Below are 22,399 nucleotides of genomic sequence, written 5' to 3' on the forward strand. Positions count from 1 at the left end.
CCCGAACCCACCGAGGGGACCCAGTGACCAAGCTCGTATTCCTAGACACCGAAACCACGGGCCTCAACCCCGACCTGCACGATGTGTGGGAGATAGCCCTCATCGACCAGCGCGGCCGTGAGCACGCCTGGATGATCAACCCCGACCTGACGCACGCCGACCCTAAGGCACTGGAGGTGGGCGGGTACTGGGACCGGCACTTCACCGTCACCGAAGGCAACCCCTATGTCCCCGGCATCGCAACCGTCACTGCGCACTGGGACACCGACCTCGTGGGCGACATGGAGGCCTCTGAGCACGTTGCCCAGCAGGTCGCGGAGCTACTCGCCTCGGCGGTGGTGGTCGGGTCGAACCCGTCGTTCGACGAGAGGTTCCTGACTCGGTGGCTGGCCAAAAATGGCCAGGTGTGGGCTGCTCACTACCGCACCATCGACGTGACCACCCTCGGGTGGGGATTCGCCATGGGCGCCGCCACCGTATACCCCGGCGACGAGCACGTGCCAGCCCGCACGCACGACATCGCCCGCACCTTCGACATCAACCTCGACGACTACGATCGGCACACCGCACTCGGGGACGCGCGCATGGTGCGCGACCTCTACAACGCGATCGCTAGGGAGAACTAGTGGCACAGCCCGACCCGTGCATGTACGAGTGCGGATACCTCGTCGACCAGTGGGACGACCTGTACGAAGAAGGACCGTGATGGAAATCCTGCCTGGAATGCCGGCGCCGCGTCCGCGTTCGAACCAGGGCGAGTATCCACACCGGGTCCGAGTGTGGGGCGGCCGAGTCACCCACGCCGCTCAGGAGGCTGGCGGCTCCTACACACACTGGACTGCGTGCGCGAAGGGCTACGACCACCGCACCCCCGGAGGCGCGCTTTTCCCGTCCAGCGCCCGCATCACCTGCGTCGCCTGCCTGAGTAACCTCACCCCCAAGGAGAGCTGACATGGCAGGCGAAACCCAGATCACGCTCGTCGGCAACCTCGTCGACGACCCTGAACTGCGCTTCACGCCCAGTGGAGCCGCGGTCGCCAACTTCCGTGTGGCCTCGACGCCCCGCACCTTCGACCGTCAGTCGGGGGAGTGGAAGGACGGAGAGTCCATGTTCCTCTCCTGCACCGTCTGGCGACAGCAGGCGGAGAACGTGGCCGAGAGCCTTCAGCGTGGCATGCGCGTCATCGTGCAGGGCCGCCTGAAGCAGCGGTCCTTCGAGACCCGCGAGGGTGAGAAGCGGACCGTCTTCGAGATCGACGTCGAAGAGGTCGGCCCGGCCCTGCGCAGCGCCACCGCCAAGGTCACGAAGAACCACCGCCAGGGCGACGGCGGCTTCGGCGGCAACCAGGGCGGCAGCGGTTTCGGCGGCGGCCAGGGCGGCATCCCCGAGCCGCCGTTCTGACCGAGGCAACCCCCCACACCCACCATGCGTCACACCAGTGACACACTCCCCGGAACGAGGTGCCCGCATGCTGCTGACCGCCGCCCAAGCGTCCGTGGTGAACGCGATCCGCAACCTGACCGCTGAACTGGGCTACCCGCCGTCCATCCGCGAAATCGGTGACCGGTCCGTCATGGCGTCCCCTTCGACGGTCGGACACCACATCCGCCGACTCGCAGAGCTGGGCGTGCTCACCTACACACCGAGCGCGCCACGCACCATCCGGCTCACCGTCTCCCCACCACTCCCGCTACCGGTCCCCACCCAGGAGCTCACCGACGAAGAGCACGCCGAAGCCTCCCAGCGTGAACGCGAGCTGCGTGGCGCACGCGGCGCCGCGACCAGGGCCCGCAACAAGGCCCGCCGAGCCACCGACGCACTCGACGCCGTGCGCGCCCTCCACAAGCCCCGGAAAGAGTACCCCCCAGCCCTGGACGACAGCGGGGACCGCGACTGCCAGCACTGCGGCCGTCACGTCGGCCAGCTCATCGAAGGTCACCGGTGGGACGTTCACAGGGACCTGATGGTGTGCACACTCGTGCCCCGCCTCCCAGCCGTGTGCGCCCACTGCACAGACCCACACGGTCAGCGTCGGCCCTACCCGTGCCCAACCCTCACGGCGATCGACGCAGCCCTAGCCCCCTGAGATATCCCGAAAGTGACGACCCCACCCTTGGGGCACGCTTAGCCTCCAGGTATGAGCGCCTTCGCCCTGCGCAGCAGTCCCCGACCCCAGTGGAACACCATCCAATTCCTCGGTGACGGCGACGGCGCCCCCTCCGGCCGTGTAGACCGCGGGCTGTGGCTCCACGCCCTGCCCCGCCTGATCCTGAGCCGCCGTCTGCTCGGCCACCGTCCGACAGCCTCGACTCGCCCTTCAGCGACGACCGCCCGCGACGGCGACCACGAGGTCACCACCCCCAACGCGCACCCTGTATCGAACGCGAGCCGCACGACCCGTCAGGTTCGCTCCACACCCGATGGAAGCGACCTCTCCAAGACGCCCACCCTGACCCGCTTCGCGCCCACCGCCACAGCACTGACCGACCAGATCAACCACCACAACCCGGAGCCCACATGAGCACCCCCATCCACCCCACCCCGCACCCCCACGCTGGCCAACCCGTCACGCTGCGCCCCAACACCCTCCTGTGGGACCACCCCCGCAAGACCTACATCGACGGCGCCACCCTCGACTGCACCGTCCAGGACTGGGCCGACCGACTCCTCGAAACCCCCTGGCCCGACGCCAACCTCGGCCACCCCGCCGTCAGCAACTACGTCCGCCGGGCCTTCACCAACCAACTCCCCGACGACACCGACGTCATCGCCATCACCGCCGAAGGACTCACCCACCTGGTCCACATCACCGAGACCACCACCCCCGAAAACCCCTCACACCCCTAACACTGGAGGTCGCGCGTGAGCGCTTCCCGACCTTCCGACGCGGGCTGGGCGTCCAGCTCGATCGCACGGCTCGGCTATGACCTCGACGGCGTGCGGACGCCCGCGTTCTGCCGCTGGCACGACGGTGTGATGTTCCAGCCGTGCGGCGAACACGTTGATCGGCGCGGGTTGTTCGTTCCCGCCGGGCACGTGCCCACAGCGGCGGATGCCCCGGGCAGCACCGCGGTGAGCCGGTGGTGGGCGGTTGGTGGGAGGGGTGGTGCGGGTGCGTGATCGGCATCTGCGTCCGCTCCCGGGCGCTCCGTCCCTGCCGGACTACCCCGAGCATGAGGGCCGCCGCCTCATCTGGGACGCGTGACGTGAGGGGATGACCGTGTTCGTGTGCTCGCGCTCGACTACGGTCCCCTCTCGCCAGTGCGAGGGGTGCGGTTCGGGGGCGGACCCCTGGTTCACCGCCGCGCGTGCTCACCCTCGGGCAGGGGAGACCTTCACCAGTCTGAAACCCCGCGACCGAGGCCACCAGGAGGGGATGCCCCTCAAGGAGGTGCAGGTCCCCGCGTGGCCGGTGTACGTGGTGTGTGCGTTCGCCTGCCCCGTTTGTCACCACGTGGAGCTGTACTCGTACGGCAACGGGATGGAGACCTTCGAGCCCATCGCGTACCCCACCTTGTTCTGAGGAGTCCCCATGGAGAGCCCCGTTCACCCCCATGGACACGCGGCCGCACGAGCCGCGGCGGCCGCCGCCCCGCAAGCGCGTCGCCGTCCGACGGCTCCCGACTGGCCCAGGGGCGAAGCGGTGAGCGCGAACGTCCAGGAGCAGGCCGCGAAGCAGCGTGCCGAGTTCGCGGGGATGAACCTGTCCATCGGCAAGTCCAAGGTCGTGCACCGGGTGGTGCTGTTCCCCTGGCTGTCAGGGGTTCACGTTCCTGCTCCCGGCTGCAAACGCGGGTTCGCCCTCGACGCGGCCCGCCTCGTCCCGAGGGACGCACCGGTCACCTGCAAGGCCTGTCGCCGCCAGTCCTCGAAGCAGGAGCAGCCGCGCGGCGCGACAGGCGCTGTGCAGATGAGCCTGATGGAGGCGCTGTGAGCCTCGCAGCCCAGGAGGTGGGACCGGACCCGGTTCCCGACACGACGCTGCGCGAGCTGGAGGAGCAGACCGAACGAGAACTGTGGGCAATCATCCACCCGGCGGCGGTCGCCCAGGGGGCGAGCGGGGCGACTCTGCGGCAGGTCGTGGACCGGGTCGTGGCGCTGGTGCGCTCGGCCTCCTCAAGGGCGATGACGCTCGGCGCGGCGCTGGCGCACGCCCTGGCTCCGTCGGGAGTCGTGGCTGCGCGCCGTGCCCGGAGCGGCGGGCGGGCGGCCTCGGGGGTCCTGGGTGTCTCCGGTGGGCTCGGTGGGCCGGGGGAGGGCCGTCCGGCGGCGACCCTGCCCACCCCGGCTGTTGTCGCGGCCACGGTGCCGCTCAGTGACCGTCCCGCTGAGCGGCACCCTTGTCCGGAGTCGAGCAGTACCACGCGGGATTCGGTTGTGTACGGTCGTAGGCGCACCGGCCGACGGCCTTCGGTGTCTGAATCATTCGCGAGACCTTCCACCTCCAAGCCCTTCCGACCTCTGCCGAAGGCAGCCGAGACAAGGGCAGGGATAAAACTCAACCTCAGGCCCTATGTTTGATCCATGCAGTGGGCCTATGTACGATACAAACATGGCTGTCAGTATCAGGGTCACCGTCAACGTCGCCAAAGTTCTCAGAGCCCTGCTCTCTGAGCCCGAGCGCCCCAGGTTCGGCTACGACCTCATGAAGGAAACCAAGCTCCCCAGCGGCTCTCTGTACCCCGTTCTCGCCCGCCTTGAGCGCGCAGAGTGGATCATCGGAGAGTTCGAGGACATCGATGAGAGCGCCGAGGAGCGCCCGGCCCGCCGCTACTACCGCTACACCGATGAAGGCCGCACGCGCGGCCGTGGCGCCCTCGCTGAACTTCATGAACAACTCCGCGCGGAACAGGATGAGCCCTTCGGGTTGTCCCTTCGCCCCCGCCAAGATCCTGCATGAGCGCGCTCTGGGTCATCGCAGCAACGGTCTTCACCTTCCTCATGGCCACGACCATGACCGTGCTCAGCGACATGATCAGCGAGGAAGTTCGTAGTCGTCTAGACGGGTTGCCTAGGACCTTGGTCAGGATCGCCGCGCGGATCGTCCCCGAGCGCTACCGCGCAGACTGCGAGGGTGACTGGCTGGGGGTGCTTGATGAAATCCTGCATGGTTCTGAGTCTCGACCTATCACGCGGCTCATTCAAGGCTCCAGGTTTGCACTGAGTCTGATGTTCGGCGCATGGCAGGTTCGTCGTGAAGTGCGTAAGTCCATGTTTTCCTCCTTTTCTCTTGTTCTATTTATCCACATGCTCTTCGTGATCATTCCACTGGAATTCGGGGTGATCCTTGCTGTTGTGCGCGGAGATGTCTTTCGCAGTTTCCCTGCGCCCTGGGGTCAGATCATGGAGCTAACTGTTCTCATTGTCAGCATTCCGGCCTCCATTGTCGTGGGATCTTACGCTGCAATTTTTATTTGTGGGATGCTGGCATGGCGCGCAGAGGTTGCGATGAGTTCGGCCTCCAAGGTCTAGCCTTCCTCTGAGGTCTGGGCCACGTGGTGCTTAGCGGCCATCCTGCTAGGCACCCCCGCAGTGTCTACAGGTCCGCACCCAGGTTGCCATGCATCAGCGCCTCCTTATGGACTTTCGGTGTCCCCTGAGTCGTCTCCCACTGCACGTACTCAGACACCCACTCCATAACCCTCTGGAGCCTGTCGATCTCCAGGTCATCCCCGTAGTTGGCGTCCCGATCCATCTGGGCGAAGGTAGAGACGAGCACGGAATGCTTCTCTGTGTCGGCTAGGGCTAGCCTCCGATCCCACTTCTGCTTTCGCGCCCGCGCGATCCCCGCCTTGCGATTCTCGTACTCCTTCTTGGCGCCAGGTAGTTCGAATTCCAAGAACGCGCCTCCGAGCACTTGATCAACTTCAACCCGACACTCCTGCTCGTCGTAGCGAACCTCCGCCGCAACTCGATGAGCCGTGTCCGCGCCCACGTTCGTCAGCCGGAACACACCCGGGCGTACGAACTCCGCGTCCCAGCGCACGTCGCTTCTCTCGGTTTCCCGAGCAGTCTGTTGTTTGGCTAGGTCGTTGGCGTCCTTGGCGAGGTCATTGGCTGCCCGAGCGATCTCGTTCGCTTCGATCGCTGCTTCCTTCGCTAGCGTCTCCATCCGCTCAGCGATCACGTTCCCCTGGTCCGCTGCCGTCTTCGCGCCCGCAGCGATCACGTTCGCTTCCTCCGCCGCCCGCGTCGATCTCTCCGCGACCTCACGAGCAGCCTTGGTCTGCACGAGCGCCCACCCCGACACCAGGACCGCCAGGACCGGGACCAGATCCCTCCACGCGAACGGATGCTCCCACCAGGTTGGAGTCCACCGTCACCAACGGCACCGGCACCGACGAGGACGTGCTGGACCTGTTGGACGGTGGCTCGGTGACCCATCAGGACGATGGGGGAGCCCCATGCCCGAACGACGAAGCGGACCCCGGTAGGGAGTAAGCGACAGCGCGGCCGCGCCCTCGATCGGGAACCTGCCGCGCCTGCCCCTACCCGCCTGCGGGAAGCCGGGGTGCGCCGTCCAGGAGCCTGAGGTCGCCGCTCAGGCCAGGCACGCTGTCCACGTCCACGCGCCCGACAGGTTGACGCTGCACGTGGTGGAACACCTGCGCTCGATCCTGCCGTGTTCGGTGCCAGAGGCCACCTACCTCCTCGGCGAGGAGCAGATCAGCTGATGCGCCCACGGGTTCGGGAGCTCCTCGCGCACCCCGAGCGCGACCCTGCCGCGGCCTCGGAGATCCGGCGTCGGATTACGCGGTCTGATCCGCTGCGCTTCGCACCATGCTCTACCTGTCCCACCACATGCCCCCCGCCCGCGGGCGAATGACCCCGTCGGAGTTCCACCGGTACCTGGCCGAGCACGCGAAGGCGTGGATGACCCCGCCCACGCAGTCCGGGGCGAGCGGGACAGCCTGACCAGTGCCATGGCCTGAGAGGGGCTGACCGGACCCAGCCAGACACCGCGTACAAGGCACGGGGGCGGGCACGAACCCAACCGAACACACGAAGGACTGTATGGCCGACCCCCGGAAACATCGGAGAGCTCATGCCCGAGGACGACGTGCGCGCCCCTTAGATGCCCATGGTCGTCGAGATCGTCGACAACGTCACCTTCAACAGCTGACCCCAACGCCCACCCGGCCCTCCGAGGCTCACCCAACCCTCTTCTGAGGAGCACCAGATGTTTCACCCCGACGACCGCGTCCGCACCACCATCACCCTCACCTCCGCCCCGGGCTTCCCACCCGGGCACGCCATCCCTGCGGGCTCCCTTGGCACCATCACCAGCATCAACGACCGCGGTGAGTACATCGTCGTGATCGACGACCACTTCTACACCAAGGGTTTGAACTTCTCTGCGGACGAGATCGAGGCCATCTGATACCCATCCACCTCACTCCACCCGGCCACAACCCCAGTGGCCCCAATGACCAGGGATAGAGCCGCATGAGCATCGCCCACTGGTCACGCACGCCCTGATGTGCCCTGAAGTCCCTGGACCATTCGCACCTTTTTGAATCCATGGGTGATCCTCTTCAATATAATGTCAATTCAATAGATCATTGAATGAGAGGGGGCTCGATGCGTGAGGGCGAGATCGAGGTCAGCGACGCCGACGAGGGAGCGGCAGCCGAACGGGCCGTCGGGCAGAGGAAATCGAAGTCGCGACTGCTCTTGCGCCGACTGCTGGCCGCCGGGATCGTCGTCGCGTTCGCGGGCAGCGTCTGCTACCTGGTGCTGCGCACTGACCTGCTCGCCCCACTTGTGGCCTACGTTCCACTGCTCAAGGCCTGTGTGGCCTGGTGTGTCGAGGATCCCCGGCGCGCCTGGGGGGTCAGTATTATCTTCCTCCTGTCCAACCTCGGTATCCTCGCGATCCTCGAAGAACGCCTGGGCGTGAGGTTCTGATGCTCCGCAACACCCGCCTCGTCATCGGCCTCTGTGTACTGGCTGGTGTCTCTCTCGCAGGTCTGAGCGCCTGGGCCACCGGATTCTTCTCCCGCCTCGCCGCCCACGTCGCCGAGGTCTGGGGGCAGCTCATGGCCTCCATCAACGGCCTGAGCGTTGACGGCCTCCTGGCCAGTGCCGGAGCCAGCGTCGGAATGCTCGTCATCATTCTCGTCGTCATGGCCATCACCGGCAACTGAATCCGTCCTGAGCGGGCAGGAGCCCCGAGGGATCATTCCTCGGGGCTCCATCTTCTGTCTGTAACTGAATAGCCCCCGCCGACGGTGAATTGCTATCCCATCTCCGGCCCTAGGTCGCTGATCTGCTTGTCACGGTACGACACTGACTCAACCCGCACCTCGCCGTCCTCTCCCGTGATTACGCGGTCCTTCCTGTCATCGAAGGCCTCTTGCTCCTTGATCCGGTGAGCGGCCTGGAGCCGGGCCTGGACGTTCATCTGCCCGAACTCCGTCATCGAGCTCAGCAACTGCTTCGCCCCCGTCTTCATCGGCCCCTGTCGCCGCTGCATCGCCTGGCGCTGCTGGTCCCACCGCGCCCGGTCATCAGGCTTGACGTAGCCAAACATCTCGGCGAACTTCGAGCCCCGCGGCTCGCTGTGCTGCTGGATCGCGTCTTCTGACATCTCTCCCGCCTCTCTCCTCGCCGCCTCGTCCTCCAACCCCTCAGGCTGGCTGGGGATCCTCGTGGGCAGCGTCGTACTCCCGGGCCGACTCGTACGCCGGACCCCCGTCGGCCCCGGCGTAGTACGGTCGCGGCTTCGTCTTCATCGCGATGATGAAGTCCCGTGGGTTGTCCGCAGCGTCCTTGAGTACCGCCTTCCAATCGGGGCCGAATTGCTCGTACATGAGGTCCTTGACCTCCGAGCATTGCTCGGCGACCTCGTCCATGGCGTTGGCGTAGGCCATCGAGTACGCCGCCCGCTGAGCCTCGGGCTCGATACCGTCGACGGTCATCGTCGCCATCATCACTTCGGATTGCTCGACTGCCATGCGCACATGGGCGGGGGCCCCGCGTAGATCCATGCCCTGCCTGCGTCCGGCAAAGCCGACCATGTACCCGATGGTCATCGCCCGGAATCGCTCGCCGTCAGCCCCGCCGTTCTCCATGTCCTTTCTCACCGCGTCGGCAAACGAGATCCGCATCGTCTCGGCGATCGTCGAGCTGTGCTCATCGCTCGTCATGGGCGGGCGTAGGGAGAACGTCGCCTCGCGGGGCATCCTGGCCCCGATGTGGTTCGCCCAGTTCCCGCGCCACTGTTCGTCCCGGGCCCCGGTGACCTCGTCGATGCGGTAGTTCTTGACGATTCGTCCATGGGCGGCGCCTTTGAACATCGTCCACAGTTCCGGCTCGTGCTGCAGCCGCACCCCAACCATCGCCTTGACCCGGTCGACGATGTCCTGGCGCTCGAGACCGTCGTCCTCGAACTGGGCCCACAGGTGCGAGCGCAGCTTCTGGTAGGACTCATAGACCTCCTGCGATTCCGTCTCCGGGTTCCTCATCTGAGCGAAGGCGTTCTCCATCAGGCCCAGCTCCGTGAGCGCCGCAGACTCCGGGGTGAAGAGCTGCCGTCGGCCGCGCTCACGATAGAGCAGATTGTCGTAGCGCTTGCGCCACTTCCTCGACAGCTGGGCACGCGCGTCGGTCGAGCCGACCAGCCGCGCCCTCTTCTCCTCATCAACGACCCCGCTGAAGAAGTCCTGGCGACGCTCGATGCTCTTCTCAGCCGCGCCGACCCTCGAGCGAGTTTTGGTGTCGATGCGGTCCTGGATCTTCTCCCTGAGCCGGTCCACGTGCGGTCGAGTGTGATCACGGAAGTCCTCAGACAGCAGTGCCATCGAGGCCATCATCCCCACAGTCTGGATGACCGAGTTGGTGTTGACCCCGCGCGAGAGCGGACGCAGGCAGCTCTGCACCATCATCTGCACGTAGACCTGGTGCATGGCGTCGAGCCGCTTGGTCGCCTTCTCCTCCGTGAACCCGGGCACGAAAATCTGCGAGCGCCTGAGCGAATCGAGGTACTCCTCGCCTGCCATCCTCGCCTCACTGCGCAGCTTGAGCAGCTGTTCTCGCTCGCTGGCCTCCGGGTCATCCGTCGCCGCCCGTTCTTCGTCCCTGGCCCGCTGCTCCTCGTGATCGACGATCGTGGCCTGCACACTCTCGCTAAAGAACTCTCGCGCCTTCCTTCTGCTCTCCTCCCACACGCGGCGAGCCCTCTGCCCGGTCGTCGGCCACGCCTCAGTGAACTCGGCTTCGAGCGGCTCCTCGTCAGCCGGTCCCGACGACGCGGGGTAGGCCGCCCCGGCATCCTGCGCTTCGGCTCTCTCGGCCGTCCACTCATCGGCGTCGATCCGACCCTGTGCGTCGACGGTCATGGGCGTACGGCCCACCGGTACCGTCTCTACGTCTCCCAGGCGCCTTCGCCCGCTCATGTCAGAACCCCATTCCTTCGTCCCGCCCGCCCGCCACGGACTGCTCGATGTCGATCGAGGGCGTGTACTCCGGCCGGATGCCGACCACCACGGCCTGGGCCGAGCGCCGATTCGCCTGGCGCGTGCGCGCCTGGTCGAAGCTGGCAGCGAGCACATCGCGCTTGAGTACGGCCGTCTCCACTGTCGGCGCCCCGACGCCCGTCTCGGCCTCGGTCGAGCGGGTCCGGGCCCGGGCGGTGGGGGTCGGGGCGAACTGCTCGTTGCCCGGTCCGTCGTAGACGTTCTCCCGGGCCGCAGCCGCTGCCACGAGGGTCTCGAAGTCACCGCCGTAGGCCATGCGGTCCATGACGGTGCCTGACAGCGACTTGTCCTCATCGAGGTTGCGCACCAGACCCGTGTTCGGGTCAGTGAGGGCCTGGGCCACTCGCTGGACGTACTCGGGGTTGACCTGCACGTTAAAGCCGTCGGGGGCTTCGTAGAAGGCCTTGAACTGTTCAGCCCACTCCGCGGTGTTCGCTTGCACCGGCTCGCCCTCGACGAACTTGGGCTTCCACTGACCAACGCCGAGGTGCTCGAGTTTCCGGCCCCGCCACAGGTCACGGCCCGGGCCCTGGAGCATTTCGTACTTGTGCCGGGCCTCAGTCGCGTCGTGCTTGGCCTGGAGGATCGACTGCGTCACCGGGTAGGTGACCTCGAGGACGGCTTTAAGGTCGTCCCCCCGCAGCGCACGCACCGCCCGCTGGCTGTAGGCGCCGCCGAGGCCGGTGCCGTGGGCCTTGATCGCCGTGGCGAACATCGAGGCCTCCTGGTCGGCCTGGGTGATGCCCGGCACTCCCTGATTGTCGCCGAGGTTGCGAGCGTAGTCAGCAAGCTTGCGCTCGTTGCCCTTCGCGCCGGTTTCGACGCACACCTCGTGGATGCTCTGCAGGTGCGTCTCCAGGCTGTCGAACCGCAAGGCAGAGCCGAACTCATGACGCTGGGCGTACCGATAGAAGTCGCTGAGTCGACGGGTCAGGTCAACGTTGCCGTCGCGGTTGCGCTGGGCCACACCTTCATTCATCTCAGGATCGTCATAGCTCGGCTCGACAGTGTTGAGATTCGCCTCGCCGTTGAGCCTGACCAGACCATCCTGAAGGAACGGGTCTTTGGAGATCGCCACCTGAGTGTCCAAGGAGACCTGCAACGCAAAAGGGTGGGTCCCGCGCTCGTCCACCACTCCGGTGTCGAGCAGGTTCGCCGGTACCGAGAACTTAGCCATTGCCTCGTCCTTGGCCGCCTGAGAGTGGAGCTTGACCACCGCCACGGCATCGCCATCGAAGTCGCCGTCGAAACACTTATCCATCACCGGGTTGATCGCCGCACCGGTGAGCCGCTCGTCGAGGGTCACACGCATGTAGCGCACACCCGAGTCACGCAGGACTGGGTCGCGCCAGACCAGAGCGTGGTCACCTTCTGCGAGGCCGAGCCGGGTCGCCTTGTCCGACGGCAGCGCCACCTGGTCGATGTCCAGTCTGGGGTCGGCCGTCCACACCATGGTCGCCGAGTCCGACAGCCGCGAGGCCATCAGCCCAGTCTTGAAGACGTTGTTCTTGCCGGTGAGCACCCGCGAGGTCACGTCGGTGGTGATGGCCTCGAAGGAGCGCTGTGCTCGCTGGACGGTCGTCGACATATCCGCCAGCAGCTTCGAACGCTTGTCGTCGGTGAGCCGATCGTTCGTGAGTTTCTCCTGCATAAACCGATACCGGCAGGACTCGACGAAGACCTCCTGGTAGGACCGGGTGTAGTCGTGCATCACCGAGGTCCCGTCGTCGAACTCCTGGCTGTTGCGCAGGTGCGAGGAGAGCACGGGCAGCTTCCAGCTGGTCGCTGAGGTCTGCTCGGTCTGCTCACCAGTGGGAAAGGTCAGGGCGAAGGGCAGCTCGAGGTCGCCCCCACGATCTCCGATGAGGTTGCCGAAGGACTTGCGCATCGCTGCGGTGTTCAGCCCGGGTGTCCGGGTCGACCTACCCGGCTTCGTGCGGACGAGTTCGGGCATCGGGATAAGCTGCCGCGTCGGCCTCTCCTCGCCGTGCTCGCTCTGGCCGACGATCCGCAGCGCTCCGTTGGCATCCATATCGAGACCCGCGACCTGCAGGTACTCGCGCACGTTCGACTCCGGGCCGGTGTTGTGCCCGTAGAACTCCCGCATAATGGCCGGGCAGTCCTTCGACCCCAGCGCCCATGCGAGCTGACTCGAGGCCTTGCGGCCGCGCCCGGCCTGGATTGCCTCGTCGTCGTAGAGCTTCGTCTTCTCGTCGACGGCCATATGGGTGACCACGAAGCGCATCTGGCCGACACCAGCCTCGGCCGCAGCACTCGAGAACTCGCTGGACTCCTGTCCACGCATCGACGGAGCCATCAGCGTTTCGACGTCGCCAGCCATGAGTTCCCGGGCCGATCCTGCGTTGCGGCGCGAGATCAATGAGAACGGGCTCATCACCACGTCCATCTGCGGATTCTCGCGGAACCATGCGACTTCCTCGGCGATGCTCTGCTTCTCGGCATCCTCAATACTCATTGAACGATCGACGACGAGCGAGATCACGCCCTTGTTTCCGTGCAGGTCGGAGAGCTTGTCGCCGACGACAAGGTCGCGCAGCCTCCCTTCGGCACCACGGATCTGGTGGGCCTCGGTGAACTCCTTGGAGACGACGATCGGGTCGTCGGCAGTCCAGCCGCCGAAGGTCATCATCGCCGTGCCCACAGGCCTGGTCACCTTCGACGACTGCATGATCGTCGAGGCCGTCATCTGCTGGCGGTCGAAGGGGTCATAGCGCAGGGTCTCCAGCTCGGACCGGGTCATGAGTGGGGCACGCGCACCGGTGAGGGTCTCCGGGTCTCCGGGCACGATCGAGCCGTCGAAGGAGACCTCGGCGTCGTTCGTGAGGTAGCGGACAATGCCCTGGTTGGTGGCCCCACCCGTCATCACGGGGTCGAAATAGCCTTCTGGGGCAGGGACACGGTTAGCGTCGGTGCCGGTGAGCACTGTCATGTTCCGCCCGCCGGTCAGCGCCCAGGCGTCGAAGCAATTGTCGTCGGCCGGGTCGATGCGGTCCCGCCCGGCCCGGTACTCGGCGTAGATAGTCGAGCCGACCTTGACCTCGTTGCTGTAGCGGACCCGCTTCGCCTCGGTCGACAGGATCGTCTCGACCCACGGGTCCACTTGGGAGCTGATCTCGCCGGTCGCGGGATCCACGCTCAGCTCGGTGGCCCGCTCGATGAAGTCGGTCGGGTGCTTGGTGCCGTAGAGCTGTGAGTAGACACCGTTGAGACTCGCCGGCTCGCCGACCTCGCTACGGGTGGCCACGAGGTCGCTGGCGATCTGGTGGGCGATGCGCTCGTGGACAAGCTGCTCGTAGCCGCGCAGCACCGTACGCTCCTCGACAGAGGCCGGCCGCTGTCCTGGCATCTGGGCCCGAATCCGGGCCTGGTAGCCAGGCACGATGAGTGCGTTCTCGCCAGAGGCGAACCGCGTGATGATCTCGCCGTGGTCGCCGACGTCGAAGATCTGCCCAATCTGCCCAGACACCGGCGCCCGTGACCCGTTGCGGCGCTGCTTCTCAGCGGTGTAGGAGATTACGCCCTGGTCGTCGATGAGGATCTCACCGGGCACCGTGCCTGAGCGGGCCAGCGAGTCGTGAATGGTTGTGCCGACACGCTGGATGAACGCCGACGGATGGGCCTGGATCGGCACGGCCGTCTCGGCGTCGAAGCGGACCAGCCGGTCCTTGAACCGTGTGGCCTGGAAGCCGGTGCCCATCATCTCTGCCGGATCGATCTCGGCCCGGCGCAGCGCCGCGGCGAGGTCGTCGAGATTGGACCACTGACCTGCCGAGCTGGTCGTGTACTTAGCCACCCGGACCGGGTCGAAGCGCTGGTCGACCCACTCGCCGTCGATCTGGTGGGTCTCGGACTCCCATGTGCCGATGAGCTCGAAGGGTACGTCGGCCGCGTGAGCGCGGATGATCTCCTCGGGCGAGCCCCCGTAGACGAGGTTGCCCAGGCCCGCTTCGGCGGACTCGCCGATGGCCTCGAGCCTCTCGGCGTACATCTCATCGGTTGCCCCTGGCCGCAGCAGCGAGGTTCGCTCGCCGGTGAGCACGTCCCAGTAGGAGCGCTGAATCGCGGCGACCTCGGCGTCAGCCGAGTACTCAGGGGGTTCGAACTCGACGAGGTTGAGGCCTTGCGAGCGCTGGGCGTGGAACATGCTGATGAGACCCTCGACGTTGAGGGCCGACTGCAGGTTCGTCCGCGCAGACTCCACAGCCGCCCGGCCGTAGGTCTCGGCCGCCTCGACGTCGACGAAGTAGGTCGGCAACGTTCGCGAGGTGTTCTCCCGTCGCAGCAGGACTTTCGAGCTCGAGCCTGGCGTGTAGTCGTCGACGACGAACATCGACTCCTTGTCGGTGTAGTAGGCGTCGGGGACCTCGACGGGGCCAGAGCGGCTCGACTCCGTGTGCGTGGTGCCCGGCACCCCGGCGGTCGCTCCCGGGACGTCTCGGCGCGGGACGGGCCTCCCCTGAGCGAAGTGCAGCAGGGCGACAGCCTCGTCGGGGCTCGTCGCGTGCAAGACCACGCCGCCGTTGACCCAGTGATTGGTGCTGTAGCGCGAGACCAGGCCGTTGTCGTAGATGCGGGCTCCGGCGAAGTTCTCGGACTCTCGGGGCTCGGTGAGGCGGATCTCCAGGCCCGTGTCCGCCAGGACGGCCTTGATCTGACCGGGGTTGATGTCGCGGACGACCTTATAGACCGTGCCCTGGGCCTTGAGCTCGTCGAGCACGGCCACAGAGCGGCCCACGGCGGCCTGGGACATGAAGCGGTTACGGTCGATGCGCCCGGTGCGGGGGTCCCGACCGCCGTCGAGCACCCAGCCGCGGACCTGGTTGTACTCGGCCTCGCTCATCTTGTCCATGAGGGCGGTCAACCCCGAGGCGTCGTCATAGGTCATTGCCCGACCGGCCTCGACGGCTTTGCCATCGTCGTCGATGCGCCAGAGCACCGCGTTGCCGTGCTGCGGGGCCGCGACTCGGTCGACCTCGCCGCCGGTCATCTTCGTCACGGTCTCGTCAGGCAAGTAGGACAACGCGGTGCCCCCACGCTTGATCGTCGCCCGCTCGGCCCACTCGGGGTCGTAGGGGCTGATCGGCAGCCGAGCTGACTTCGGGTTCGTCTCGCCGCCGACGCCGGTGGCCCGGCTGAAGTTCCGCTGTAGCGCTCGGTAGCGCTCGTTGTCGGCGGAGTGGTCGCCGAACTGGGGCTTGTAGTCGCTTACCGACTCGCCCAGCGCCTGGTCGATGGCACTCAGACAGTCCCGGATGCCGAGCTTGGGATGGGCCAGGCGCGGGGCTGTCGCTGGCAGACCCTCGGCTTCGGGGATCGCCGGGAGCCCGGCGAGGATCTTGGCGACCCGGGATCGGATGGCCTTGGCTTGGGAGATCGGCACGATCTCCGAAGTCTGTTCGCGGGCATGGTCGATGGCCTGGTGGAAGACGTATTCGTAGAAGTACCTCCGCAGACCGTGCGCGCTCTTCATGTCTCTGTCTCCTCTGGGACTACGGGTTACAGAATCATGTATAGACCATTCGACCGGTCATCATCAATCATTGCGTTCTGTTCCAATGAGCCTTTCGACTGCGTTTTGTTGCTGATTGCCGCATGTTTCGGAATCGACCCGAATCCCCCGGCCGTGTCCAGGCCGGGGGCGTCCCCCGCGTCGAGACCGGGCTACGCCGGATGGGTCTCCTGGCGCATCTCGACGGCCATGGCCCGGTCGAATGCCCCGCCGGCCAGCACCTCCCACGACTCCAGAGACGCGAGGTACTGGTAGAAGGCCGCGTGGATCTTCGCCGTCGCCAGACTGTGCAGATCTTCCTCGGTCAACTCCTGCTCAGCGAAGGCCCTGGAGCCTTCGTCGTCGAGGCGGGCGTTGATCCGCTGCATTGCCTCGGAGTAGGTCGCTGAGCGCATCGGTGAGATGTAGGTGACCGACCCATCAGCGCTGCGCAGCTCGCCGTCGCCGCCAACCGAGAAGTGCTCGTCGTCGTGGTGCATCTCGAGCATCACGTGCTTGTAGGCCTCGGCCAGTGGCACGTCGAGCGTCTTGAGCTTGGCCACGCCGTTACGGTGAACGAGCATCTCCTTGCTCACCAGCCCCTCAGCGTAGATGCGCTCCTCGCGCCTGGACTCTTCGGCCTCGAGATCGTGGACCTCGGCCGCCAGCTCGACGTTCGCGATGAACTGGTCGTCGTCGATCATGATCGAGGCCTCGTAGTCGTCCGGGTCCATCAACACTGCCGCGTCGGGGTCCAGGCCCTCATCCTTGGCCGCCAGGCCGCGGATGATCTCCATGACCTCGTCGGCGTACAGGTCGGGGTCAAGCCGGGCGATCTCGATGTCCTCGTAGCCGTAGGCGTCCTGGTACTGCTGCTTGGCCTCATCGGCCCACATCGCCTGGGCGATCCGCTTGTCGAGCAGCTTCTTGAAGTCCGGCTGATTGAGCTTGACGTCGAAGTCGACGGCCGTCGACAAGGTCGGGAGCGTCTGCAGCGTGTACTCGTCGTGGCCGGCGTGGCGGATCGTGTTCTTGAACAGACGCCAGCTCATCGGCAGGATCGTCTCGTTGCGGTTCCATACCGGTGCGTCCCCGGCGCGAAAAACGATGCTGTTGCGCTCGGGGATGAAGTACATGTCGTTGAACTTGATGAGCGGCTCTTCCTGTGTGCTCATCGTGTACGACACGGCCCCCTGCGTCTTGCCGCCGATGACCTTGTCCATGTCCTGCGTGATCTGCTTGGAGTCGCGGTAGACCCGGTGGGTCTTGCCGCTCATCCTCTCGAGGGTTTCGAGCATCGAGTCGTCGGTCGACTTGAGGAAGATGATGTTCGAGGTATTGCCCTGGACGATCTTGTCCACGGAGTCCCCATAGACGTCGCGCAGCTGCTGCAGGGTCTGAAGGATGAGCGTGAACTGCTGCTCTTGGCCGAGCCCGATGGACAGCATCGTCTGGAAGCTCGAGATCCCTTCGCCGTCACTGGAGAGGTTGCCGAGCTCGTCGAGCATGAACCGGGTCTTGTACAGCGGCTTCTGGTTGCTCTTGGTCATGTAGCTCTTGTCAAAGTTGAGATCGACGAGCTGCTTGATCAGGATGAGCACAATCTGGGCGTACTTGGTCAGGTGCGGCGGCGTCACTAGGAACACGGCCTTGGTCTTCTCCGAGTACCGCACCATGGTCTGCTGGATCGCCCGCGCCCTGCCCTGGACCCGCTCGGGCACGACTGAGTCGGCCAGATTAAGCTTGTCCTGCGGGTACATCGTGTTCGACGGCTCGAACGACAGGATCGTCCCGTCGGCCTTGCTGCTCTCTCGCACCGGGCGCAGCTCGCGGATAACGCCGTCCTTGACGATCTTCTCGCCGGTGACCTGCTCCTTGACGAAGTGCCGACCATTGAGCGAAAGCTGGTAGCTCTTCTTGAAGTGGAAGTAGAAGGTACGCACCAGCATCTGCTTCTGGGCGTCGACGAGCTCGAGCTTGACCCAGGACTCGTCGGTGGGGAACTTCCCCTCGAAGTAGTAGCGGGCCCAACCCTCGGGAGTGACGACGTCCTGATGGTCGAAGTCCTTGCCCAGCGACTCGGAGAACATCGGGTCGGAGTAGGCCGACCACTTCGCCAGCATCTCGCGCATGAGATTGTCGCGCTTGAGGTAATTCTGTGAGAATCGCACGCCGATCCGTCGTGGGAAGGACAGACTGCCGAAATCTGTCGTCTGCGACGGTCGGCCCGAGGTCAGGCGCGAGATCGTCGGATCGGAGAAGAACGACATCGCGGTCAGGGCAATGCCGTAGACGCTCGCAATCATCTTCTCAGCTCCGGCCATCGCGCGTAGCGCGTTGTCGGCGTTGCCGATGAGGGTGCGCACCGTGTTAGTCGGCAGGGCCGCGGTGGCGTTGAAGTACAGCGTGAGCATGTCCTGCTCTGGCTTGCCCTCCCACAGCGGCGACTGCGCCTCGACCCGGCGCTGTTCGGCCTGCAGGCCCTCCTCGTCGTTGTCAAACTCGCCCTTCTTCACCCGCTTCTCGAGCTCTGCCTCCGGGTTCTTCATCTTCTTCGACGTCAGCTGGACGAACATCTGGTAGCAGTTGTAAAGCGTGACCTTGCCCCACATTTCGTCGAGGCGCTGCTCGAGGACCTCCGGAGGCATGTCGGTGGCCACAGCGTGCTCCCGCAGTTCTCGCTCCTCCTCCATGTAAATGTCGATGAGGCCGTAGGCCGCGCGTTTGAACGAGTTGCCGGCGGCTTTGGGCCACACCGGGTCCTCCCCACCGGAGACGGGGAAGAAGACGTCGGCGATGTTCTCCACGTATTGGGCGCACTTGGTCGAGTCGCCCTCGCGGGCGGCGTCGGCGGCCATGCCCAGCGGGTTGTAGATGTTCGTCTTCACCGGGTTGATGAGGTTGAACTGAACCGGCTCGAACCCGCGCATGACGAAGGGCACGTAGTTCTTGACCAGCAGCTCGCCCTTGGGATCGTTGATGATCATGTTCGAGGGCCGCTTCTCCCGGCTCCACATGTCCAGGGTCGGCTCGATGATCGTCTGGCCCTTGCCACCTCGGGTGATTGCCAGGACCATGGTGTTCACTGGAGCGGTGTCGACAACATAGGCCCCAGCCGGGCGCTGGACCTCGTAATCGGGGAACGTCCAGTCGCTCTTGATGAGCTCGGCGACGGTCTTGTATTCCCCGAGCTTCTCCCGCGCCTTGCCGTCCGGGTTGTACGGGATGACGGTGGTGTCGAAGCGTTTCCGCAGCGGCTTGCCATCGCCACCTTTGACGTCGGGGACGCCCGAGGCCTCGAACAGGGCCTCGCCGAAGACTTCGTCGATGAGCGGCATGGTCCGGGTCTTGACGTTGCCGTCGGCGTCCTCGAGGGGATCGCCAGCGTAGTAGAGGATCTCGCTGTCCTCGTCGAAGATGTCGGTTTCGGCCCGCTCGACGAGATCGACGGTGCCCAGACCCTTCTTCTTGAGCATGGTGTGGCTAATGACTGACGAGACTTGCACGGCCGAGTGCGCGCCGACATCGGGGAAGTAGTCGAACTTCTCCATGATCTCTTCGGGCAGCGCGATGTGCTGGTCGTTCTGGTGCTGGTTGATGTCGTCGGTGTTGTGCATGAGGTTCTCAGCGCTGACCCGCCGGGTCACCAGGGTCGAGATGGCCAGGGCGACGGCCAGTCCCGTGCCCACCGTCATGAACAGCTTGAAGCCGGTCACGGTTGCCAGTTGAGCTTCGATGTTCGTTGTCACCGTGGGCTCATCGGTGCCCCTTTCGGACTCGCCCTGGTACCAATCCGGCTTCGGCACTTCTTCGGCGTTGCTGTAGCACTTCCCGCCAGGTGCCGGTGAACCGGTCTCGCCGGTCTGCCTGTAGCAGGTCACCGACTTTCCGTCCTCGCTGACCTGGGTCTTGACGTAGTAGAGCTTCTCAGTCGGAGCGCCTATGCTCGCTCCGCCCAGGGCGCCGGAGACACCGATAAACACAGTGGCCAACAGCGAGTAGAGCAGCCAGGCCACCGCGAAGACGGCGACGCCGACGATGGCTGCCCCAATGAATCCCGGGGCGCGCGAGCGTCGGGTGCCCAGCGTCGATCGGTCGAGCTGCTGGGCACCATGCACGTCCCTGTTGCTCAGCGTCTCGTCCGGCCGCCTAGCCCTGATCTTGTCCCAGGTGGATGCGGTGGGCCTCTTGGCCCGAAGTGCTTTCAGTCCCATGGCGTGCGAATCCCATCCCTCGTTTTCGGAGGCCCTTCTGATTCCGACGGTGGTGCCTGGCCCTCCGGAGCATCGCCGTGGATTTCGTTCCGTGCGCTTCGTTGCTCCTGCGCTTAGGTGGCCGCGAGTGTCCCTGCGATGAATCCGACCCCCAGGCCGAGGATCACGCAGCCGACGATGATGCTCAGAATGATCCAGGTCGCGTGCCGCTGAAGCACCGCGAAGCGCTCGAGATTCTTGTCGGCGGCGTCCCGATCGGCCATGACAGTTTGCAGACGACGGTCAGCGAACTCCGCGGCACGGGTCTCGATCACTGCGTTCTCGTCGCGCAGATCTTGGACCTGCTTGGTCAGCGTCTCGGTCTTGGCCCGCTCCAGCGACAAGTCCTTGTCCCATTCGGCGTCGCGTTCCTTGATCCTCGTGACCGCCGCCTGGCGGGCGAGGTCGAGCTCGTCCTCCATCCGACGGATCCGGTCGGCATGCTCGGCACGCTGAGCCTCGAGTGCGCCAGCGTGCTCGGAGCGGGCCTCAGCAAGCTCGTCGGTGCGCACCAGCTGCTCGGCCAGTGCCTCGGCCCGGACGATGTCATTACCTCGGTGATCGGCGACGATCCGGTCGACCTCCTCCTTCCAGCGATGCAGGCACTCCTGCTCGGCGGAGAGGTTCTCCCTTTGCTTCTCTGCGAGCACTTTGAAGATCTGCGTCTGGCCGACCTGGAGCTTGAGGTTCGCGTCGTTGCGCCGGATTCGCAGGATCTCCTGCAGGTCGTGGGTGTGAGCGTTGCTCATCTCCCGATCAATCTCGACGACAGCATCGGCCTGGGCCCTGTCGACTCGGGGCTTGTTGCGCTCCCGGTAGTGGGCCTCGGCGTCCTTTGCGGCCTTCTCCTTGAGCACCTTCACGTGCTCCTCGTAGTCGTCGATGATCCGGGCCTTGGCCTTGCGGACCTTCTCGTCTCTCTCTGAGAGCCTCTCGACCTGCTTGGCCTCGATGCTGTCCATGAGCCGCTTGTAGCGGCTGTCCTCGTGATCGGTGGCCACCGCGCGTATGACCTGCTCGATGTGGGTGGACATGAGATTGACGTAGAGGGCCCGCAGCTCGTCCTCGTGCTGGTAGCGCAGACCGGCCAGGTCGGCGTTGGCCTGTCGGCTGAGTTGGGCAACCTGGTCGCCGAGCCACTGGCTCGCGCCCTCGGGCACTTCGATCTGAACGGCCGGGGCACCGATCGAGAAGGTGCGGTTGAACTCGTCGAGTCGGATGCCCAGATCCAGGTCCTCGGGCAGGAAGCGCCGAGCAAGGCTGTCGTGGACGGTCTCTTGGTTGTCGGCGTAGACACCCTCAGCTGGATCGACGGGCTTGGGCCCGTCCAGAGTGGAGTCGTCTTCGTCGATGCCGAAGCCCTCGTCCCCGGGGTTCTCCGTCGCGACGGGGGCTTTGGATGCCGGTGCGGGCCCGCTGATCGGCTTCGTCTCGGGGGCCTCGAAATCGGGCTCCTCTTCGGCGGCCAGGCCCTCAAAGACCGGCTCATCGTCGTCGCCAGTGGGGGAGTCATCCTCATCGAGCGGAGCGAAGATCTCGTCGCCGTCCTCGTGCGCAAGGGGGGCGACGACGTCTGTCGCCTGCGTCGGATCAGAGACTGTGGCTTCAACGGGGTTGGCGCCAGAAAGTCCCGAGTGGTCGGCCCAAACCTGCCATCCCACCGCCTGCTCGAGGCTGAGGGTGCCAGCGGCGATCTGCTGGGTCTGGGAGAAGGACGCTTTACCGACGAACTCGACGTGCAAGTCCCCCTCACCGGTCTCCCAGACCACGGCCCAGGAGTACTCAGCTTCTGTGAGCAGCGAGTACTCATCCATCCGTTCGAGCGTGGAGACGGTGGGAATGATGCCGAAGACCTCTTCTGCGAGCATCTCTGCGGTGGCCACGGTCTCGATCTCGTCGTTCTCGATGAGTTTGATGATCGAGCCCTTGGCTTCGTCACGGCTCTGACGGCGATTGAGTCCGCCGACGGCCTCGGAGGCGAGACCGAGCATTACCCATGCGGTGCCGGAGGGGAAGACGAACCTCTCGTTCCTCCTGAGCAGATCCACTGTCCCGGTGGTCGCCGTCTCGTGCACGACCGAGGACAGCAGTTCGTCCGGCTTCTTCCTGCGCTGTTTCTTGCGGGTTGTGACCGGCATCCCTGGAATGGGCATGCGTG

General features: G+C 65.4%; 17 protein-coding genes and 1 pseudogene. 12 read left to right on the plus strand and 6 right to left on the minus strand.

The window, feature by feature from the left end:
• Nucleotides 1–23 precede the first annotated feature (23 nt).
• The 9 genes and pseudogenes from AC0VYM_RS11960 to AC0VYM_RS12000 all read left to right on the plus strand — a co-directional run bounded on the left by AC0VYM_RS11960 (nt 24) and on the right by AC0VYM_RS12000 (nt 5,473).
• Complete coding sequence (locus AC0VYM_RS11960) at nt 24–626, plus strand: 3'-5' exonuclease (protein WP_475462173.1); 603 nt, start codon at nt 24–26, stop codon at nt 624–626.
• A 326-nt stretch (nt 627–952) separates the two neighbouring features.
• A pseudogene (locus AC0VYM_RS11965) lies at nt 953–1,375 on the plus strand (single-stranded DNA-binding protein); the annotation flags it as partial.
• A 94-nt stretch (nt 1,376–1,469) separates the two neighbouring features.
• Nucleotides 1,470–2,087: a LexA family protein gene (locus tag AC0VYM_RS11970; RefSeq protein WP_475462175.1), complete on the plus strand. Its 618-nt coding sequence runs from the start codon at nt 1,470–1,472 to the stop codon at nt 2,085–2,087.
• Nucleotides 2,088–2,138: 51 nt separating this feature from the next.
• Nucleotides 2,139–2,522 carry a hypothetical protein gene (locus AC0VYM_RS11975; RefSeq protein ID WP_475462177.1) on the plus strand — a complete coding sequence of 128 codons (384 nt, stop codon included), beginning with the start codon at nt 2,139–2,141 and terminating at the stop codon, nt 2,520–2,522.
• Nucleotides 2,519–2,848 (plus strand): hypothetical protein, encoded by a 330-nt coding sequence (locus AC0VYM_RS11980; protein WP_475462179.1) that lies wholly within the window; start codon nt 2,519–2,521, stop codon nt 2,846–2,848. The genes AC0VYM_RS11975 and AC0VYM_RS11980 overlap by 4 nt, the downstream gene beginning before the upstream one ends.
• A 529-nt stretch (nt 2,849–3,377) precedes the next feature.
• A complete protein-coding gene (locus AC0VYM_RS11985; RefSeq protein ID WP_475462181.1) occupies nt 3,378–3,524 on the plus strand; it encodes a hypothetical protein in 147 nt (48 codons plus the stop codon).
• Between the two features lie 120 nt (nt 3,525–3,644).
• Nucleotides 3,645–3,935, plus strand: a complete 291-nt coding sequence (locus tag AC0VYM_RS11990) for a hypothetical protein (RefSeq protein ID WP_475462182.1) — start codon at nt 3,645–3,647, stop codon at nt 3,933–3,935.
• A 618-nt stretch (nt 3,936–4,553) separates the two neighbouring features.
• Complete coding sequence (locus AC0VYM_RS11995; RefSeq protein ID WP_475462183.1) at nt 4,554–4,901, plus strand: PadR family transcriptional regulator; 348 nt, start codon at nt 4,554–4,556, stop codon at nt 4,899–4,901.
• Nucleotides 4,898–5,473, plus strand: a complete 576-nt coding sequence (locus tag AC0VYM_RS12000) for a hypothetical protein (protein ID WP_475462185.1) — start codon at nt 4,898–4,900, stop codon at nt 5,471–5,473. The genes AC0VYM_RS11995 and AC0VYM_RS12000 overlap by 4 nt, the downstream gene beginning before the upstream one ends.
• 64 nt (nt 5,474–5,537) lie before the next feature.
• On the opposite strand, the gene AC0VYM_RS12005 is transcribed toward AC0VYM_RS12000, so the two are convergent.
• On the minus strand, nt 5,538–6,233 hold the full coding sequence (locus AC0VYM_RS12005; RefSeq protein ID WP_475462187.1) for a hypothetical protein: 696 nt from the start codon (nt 6,231–6,233) through the stop codon (nt 5,538–5,540).
• A gap of 948 nt (nt 6,234–7,181) precedes the next feature.
• On the opposite strand from AC0VYM_RS12005, the gene AC0VYM_RS12010 reads away from it, so the two are divergent.
• The 3 genes from AC0VYM_RS12010 to AC0VYM_RS12020 all read left to right on the plus strand — a co-directional run bounded on the left by AC0VYM_RS12010 (nt 7,182) and on the right by AC0VYM_RS12020 (nt 8,148).
• Nucleotides 7,182–7,382: a hypothetical protein gene (locus AC0VYM_RS12010; protein ID WP_475462189.1), complete on the plus strand. Its 201-nt coding sequence runs from the start codon at nt 7,182–7,184 to the stop codon at nt 7,380–7,382.
• A 200-nt stretch (nt 7,383–7,582) separates the two neighbouring features.
• A complete protein-coding gene (locus AC0VYM_RS12015) occupies nt 7,583–7,909 on the plus strand; it encodes a hypothetical protein (RefSeq protein WP_475462191.1) in 327 nt (108 codons plus the stop codon).
• Entirely contained in the window at nt 7,909–8,148 is a 240-nt protein-coding gene (locus AC0VYM_RS12020) for a hypothetical protein (protein ID WP_475462192.1), read from the plus strand. The genes AC0VYM_RS12015 and AC0VYM_RS12020 overlap by 1 nt, the downstream gene beginning before the upstream one ends.
• Before the next feature lie 92 nt (nt 8,149–8,240).
• Here AC0VYM_RS12020 and AC0VYM_RS12025 read toward each other — a convergent pair whose 3' ends face one another.
• From AC0VYM_RS12025 to AC0VYM_RS12045, 5 genes are all read right to left on the minus strand, one after another.
• Nucleotides 8,241–8,627, minus strand: coding sequence for a hypothetical protein (locus AC0VYM_RS12025; protein WP_475462193.1), 387 nt, complete (start codon nt 8,625–8,627; stop codon nt 8,241–8,243).
• Between the two features lie 4 nt (nt 8,628–8,631).
• Nucleotides 8,632–10,341: a hypothetical protein gene (locus AC0VYM_RS12030; protein WP_475462194.1), complete on the minus strand. Its 1,710-nt coding sequence runs from the start codon at nt 10,339–10,341 to the stop codon at nt 8,632–8,634.
• Nucleotides 10,342–10,399: 58 nt separating this feature from the next.
• Nucleotides 10,400–15,970 carry a hypothetical protein gene (locus AC0VYM_RS12035; RefSeq protein ID WP_475462196.1) on the minus strand — a complete coding sequence of 1,857 codons (5,571 nt, stop codon included), beginning with the start codon at nt 15,968–15,970 and terminating at the stop codon, nt 10,400–10,402.
• Nucleotides 15,971–16,161: 191 nt separating this feature from the next.
• Nucleotides 16,162–20,202, minus strand: coding sequence for a type IV secretory system conjugative DNA transfer family protein (locus AC0VYM_RS12040; RefSeq protein WP_475462198.1), 4,041 nt, complete (start codon nt 20,200–20,202; stop codon nt 16,162–16,164).
• Between the two features lie 113 nt (nt 20,203–20,315).
• Nucleotides 20,316–22,394, minus strand: coding sequence for a hypothetical protein (locus AC0VYM_RS12045; RefSeq protein ID WP_475462199.1), 2,079 nt, complete (start codon nt 22,392–22,394; stop codon nt 20,316–20,318).
• Nucleotides 22,395–22,399 lie beyond the last annotated feature (5 nt).

It is taken from the genome of Nocardiopsis sp. iso_237, assembly GCF_056173345.1.

Excerpts from the sequence above, each read along its gene's own strand:
- AC0VYM_RS12000 (WP_475462185.1), top strand. The coding sequence starts at position 4,898 with ATGAGCGCGCTCTGGGTCATCGCAGCAACGGTCTTCACCTTCCTCATG.
- AC0VYM_RS12020 (WP_475462192.1), top strand. The coding sequence starts at position 7,909 with ATGCTCCGCAACACCCGCCTCGTCATCGGCCTCTGTGTACTGGCTGGT.
- AC0VYM_RS11980 (WP_475462179.1), top strand. The coding sequence starts at position 2,519 with ATGAGCACCCCCATCCACCCCACCCCGCACCCCCACGCTGGCCAACCC.
- AC0VYM_RS12040 (WP_475462198.1), bottom strand. The coding sequence starts at position 20,202 with ATGGGACTGAAAGCACTTCGGGCCAAGAGGCCCACCGCATCCACCTGG.
- AC0VYM_RS11985 (WP_475462181.1), top strand. The coding sequence starts at position 3,378 with ATGCCCCTCAAGGAGGTGCAGGTCCCCGCGTGGCCGGTGTACGTGGTG.
- AC0VYM_RS12045 (WP_475462199.1), bottom strand. The coding sequence starts at position 22,394 with ATGCCCATTCCAGGGATGCCGGTCACAACCCGCAAGAAACAGCGCAGG.
- AC0VYM_RS11975 (WP_475462177.1), top strand. The coding sequence starts at position 2,139 with ATGAGCGCCTTCGCCCTGCGCAGCAGTCCCCGACCCCAGTGGAACACC.
- AC0VYM_RS11995 (WP_475462183.1), top strand. The coding sequence starts at position 4,554 with ATGGCTGTCAGTATCAGGGTCACCGTCAACGTCGCCAAAGTTCTCAGA.
- AC0VYM_RS12010 (WP_475462189.1), top strand. The coding sequence starts at position 7,182 with ATGTTTCACCCCGACGACCGCGTCCGCACCACCATCACCCTCACCTCC.
- AC0VYM_RS12030 (WP_475462194.1), bottom strand. The coding sequence starts at position 10,341 with ATGACCGTCGACGCACAGGGTCGGATCGACGCCGATGAGTGGACGGCC.
- AC0VYM_RS12015 (WP_475462191.1), top strand. The coding sequence starts at position 7,583 with ATGCGTGAGGGCGAGATCGAGGTCAGCGACGCCGACGAGGGAGCGGCA.
- AC0VYM_RS12035 (WP_475462196.1), bottom strand. The coding sequence starts at position 15,970 with ATGAAGAGCGCGCACGGTCTGCGGAGGTACTTCTACGAATACGTCTTC.
- AC0VYM_RS11970 (WP_475462175.1), top strand. The coding sequence starts at position 1,470 with ATGCTGCTGACCGCCGCCCAAGCGTCCGTGGTGAACGCGATCCGCAAC.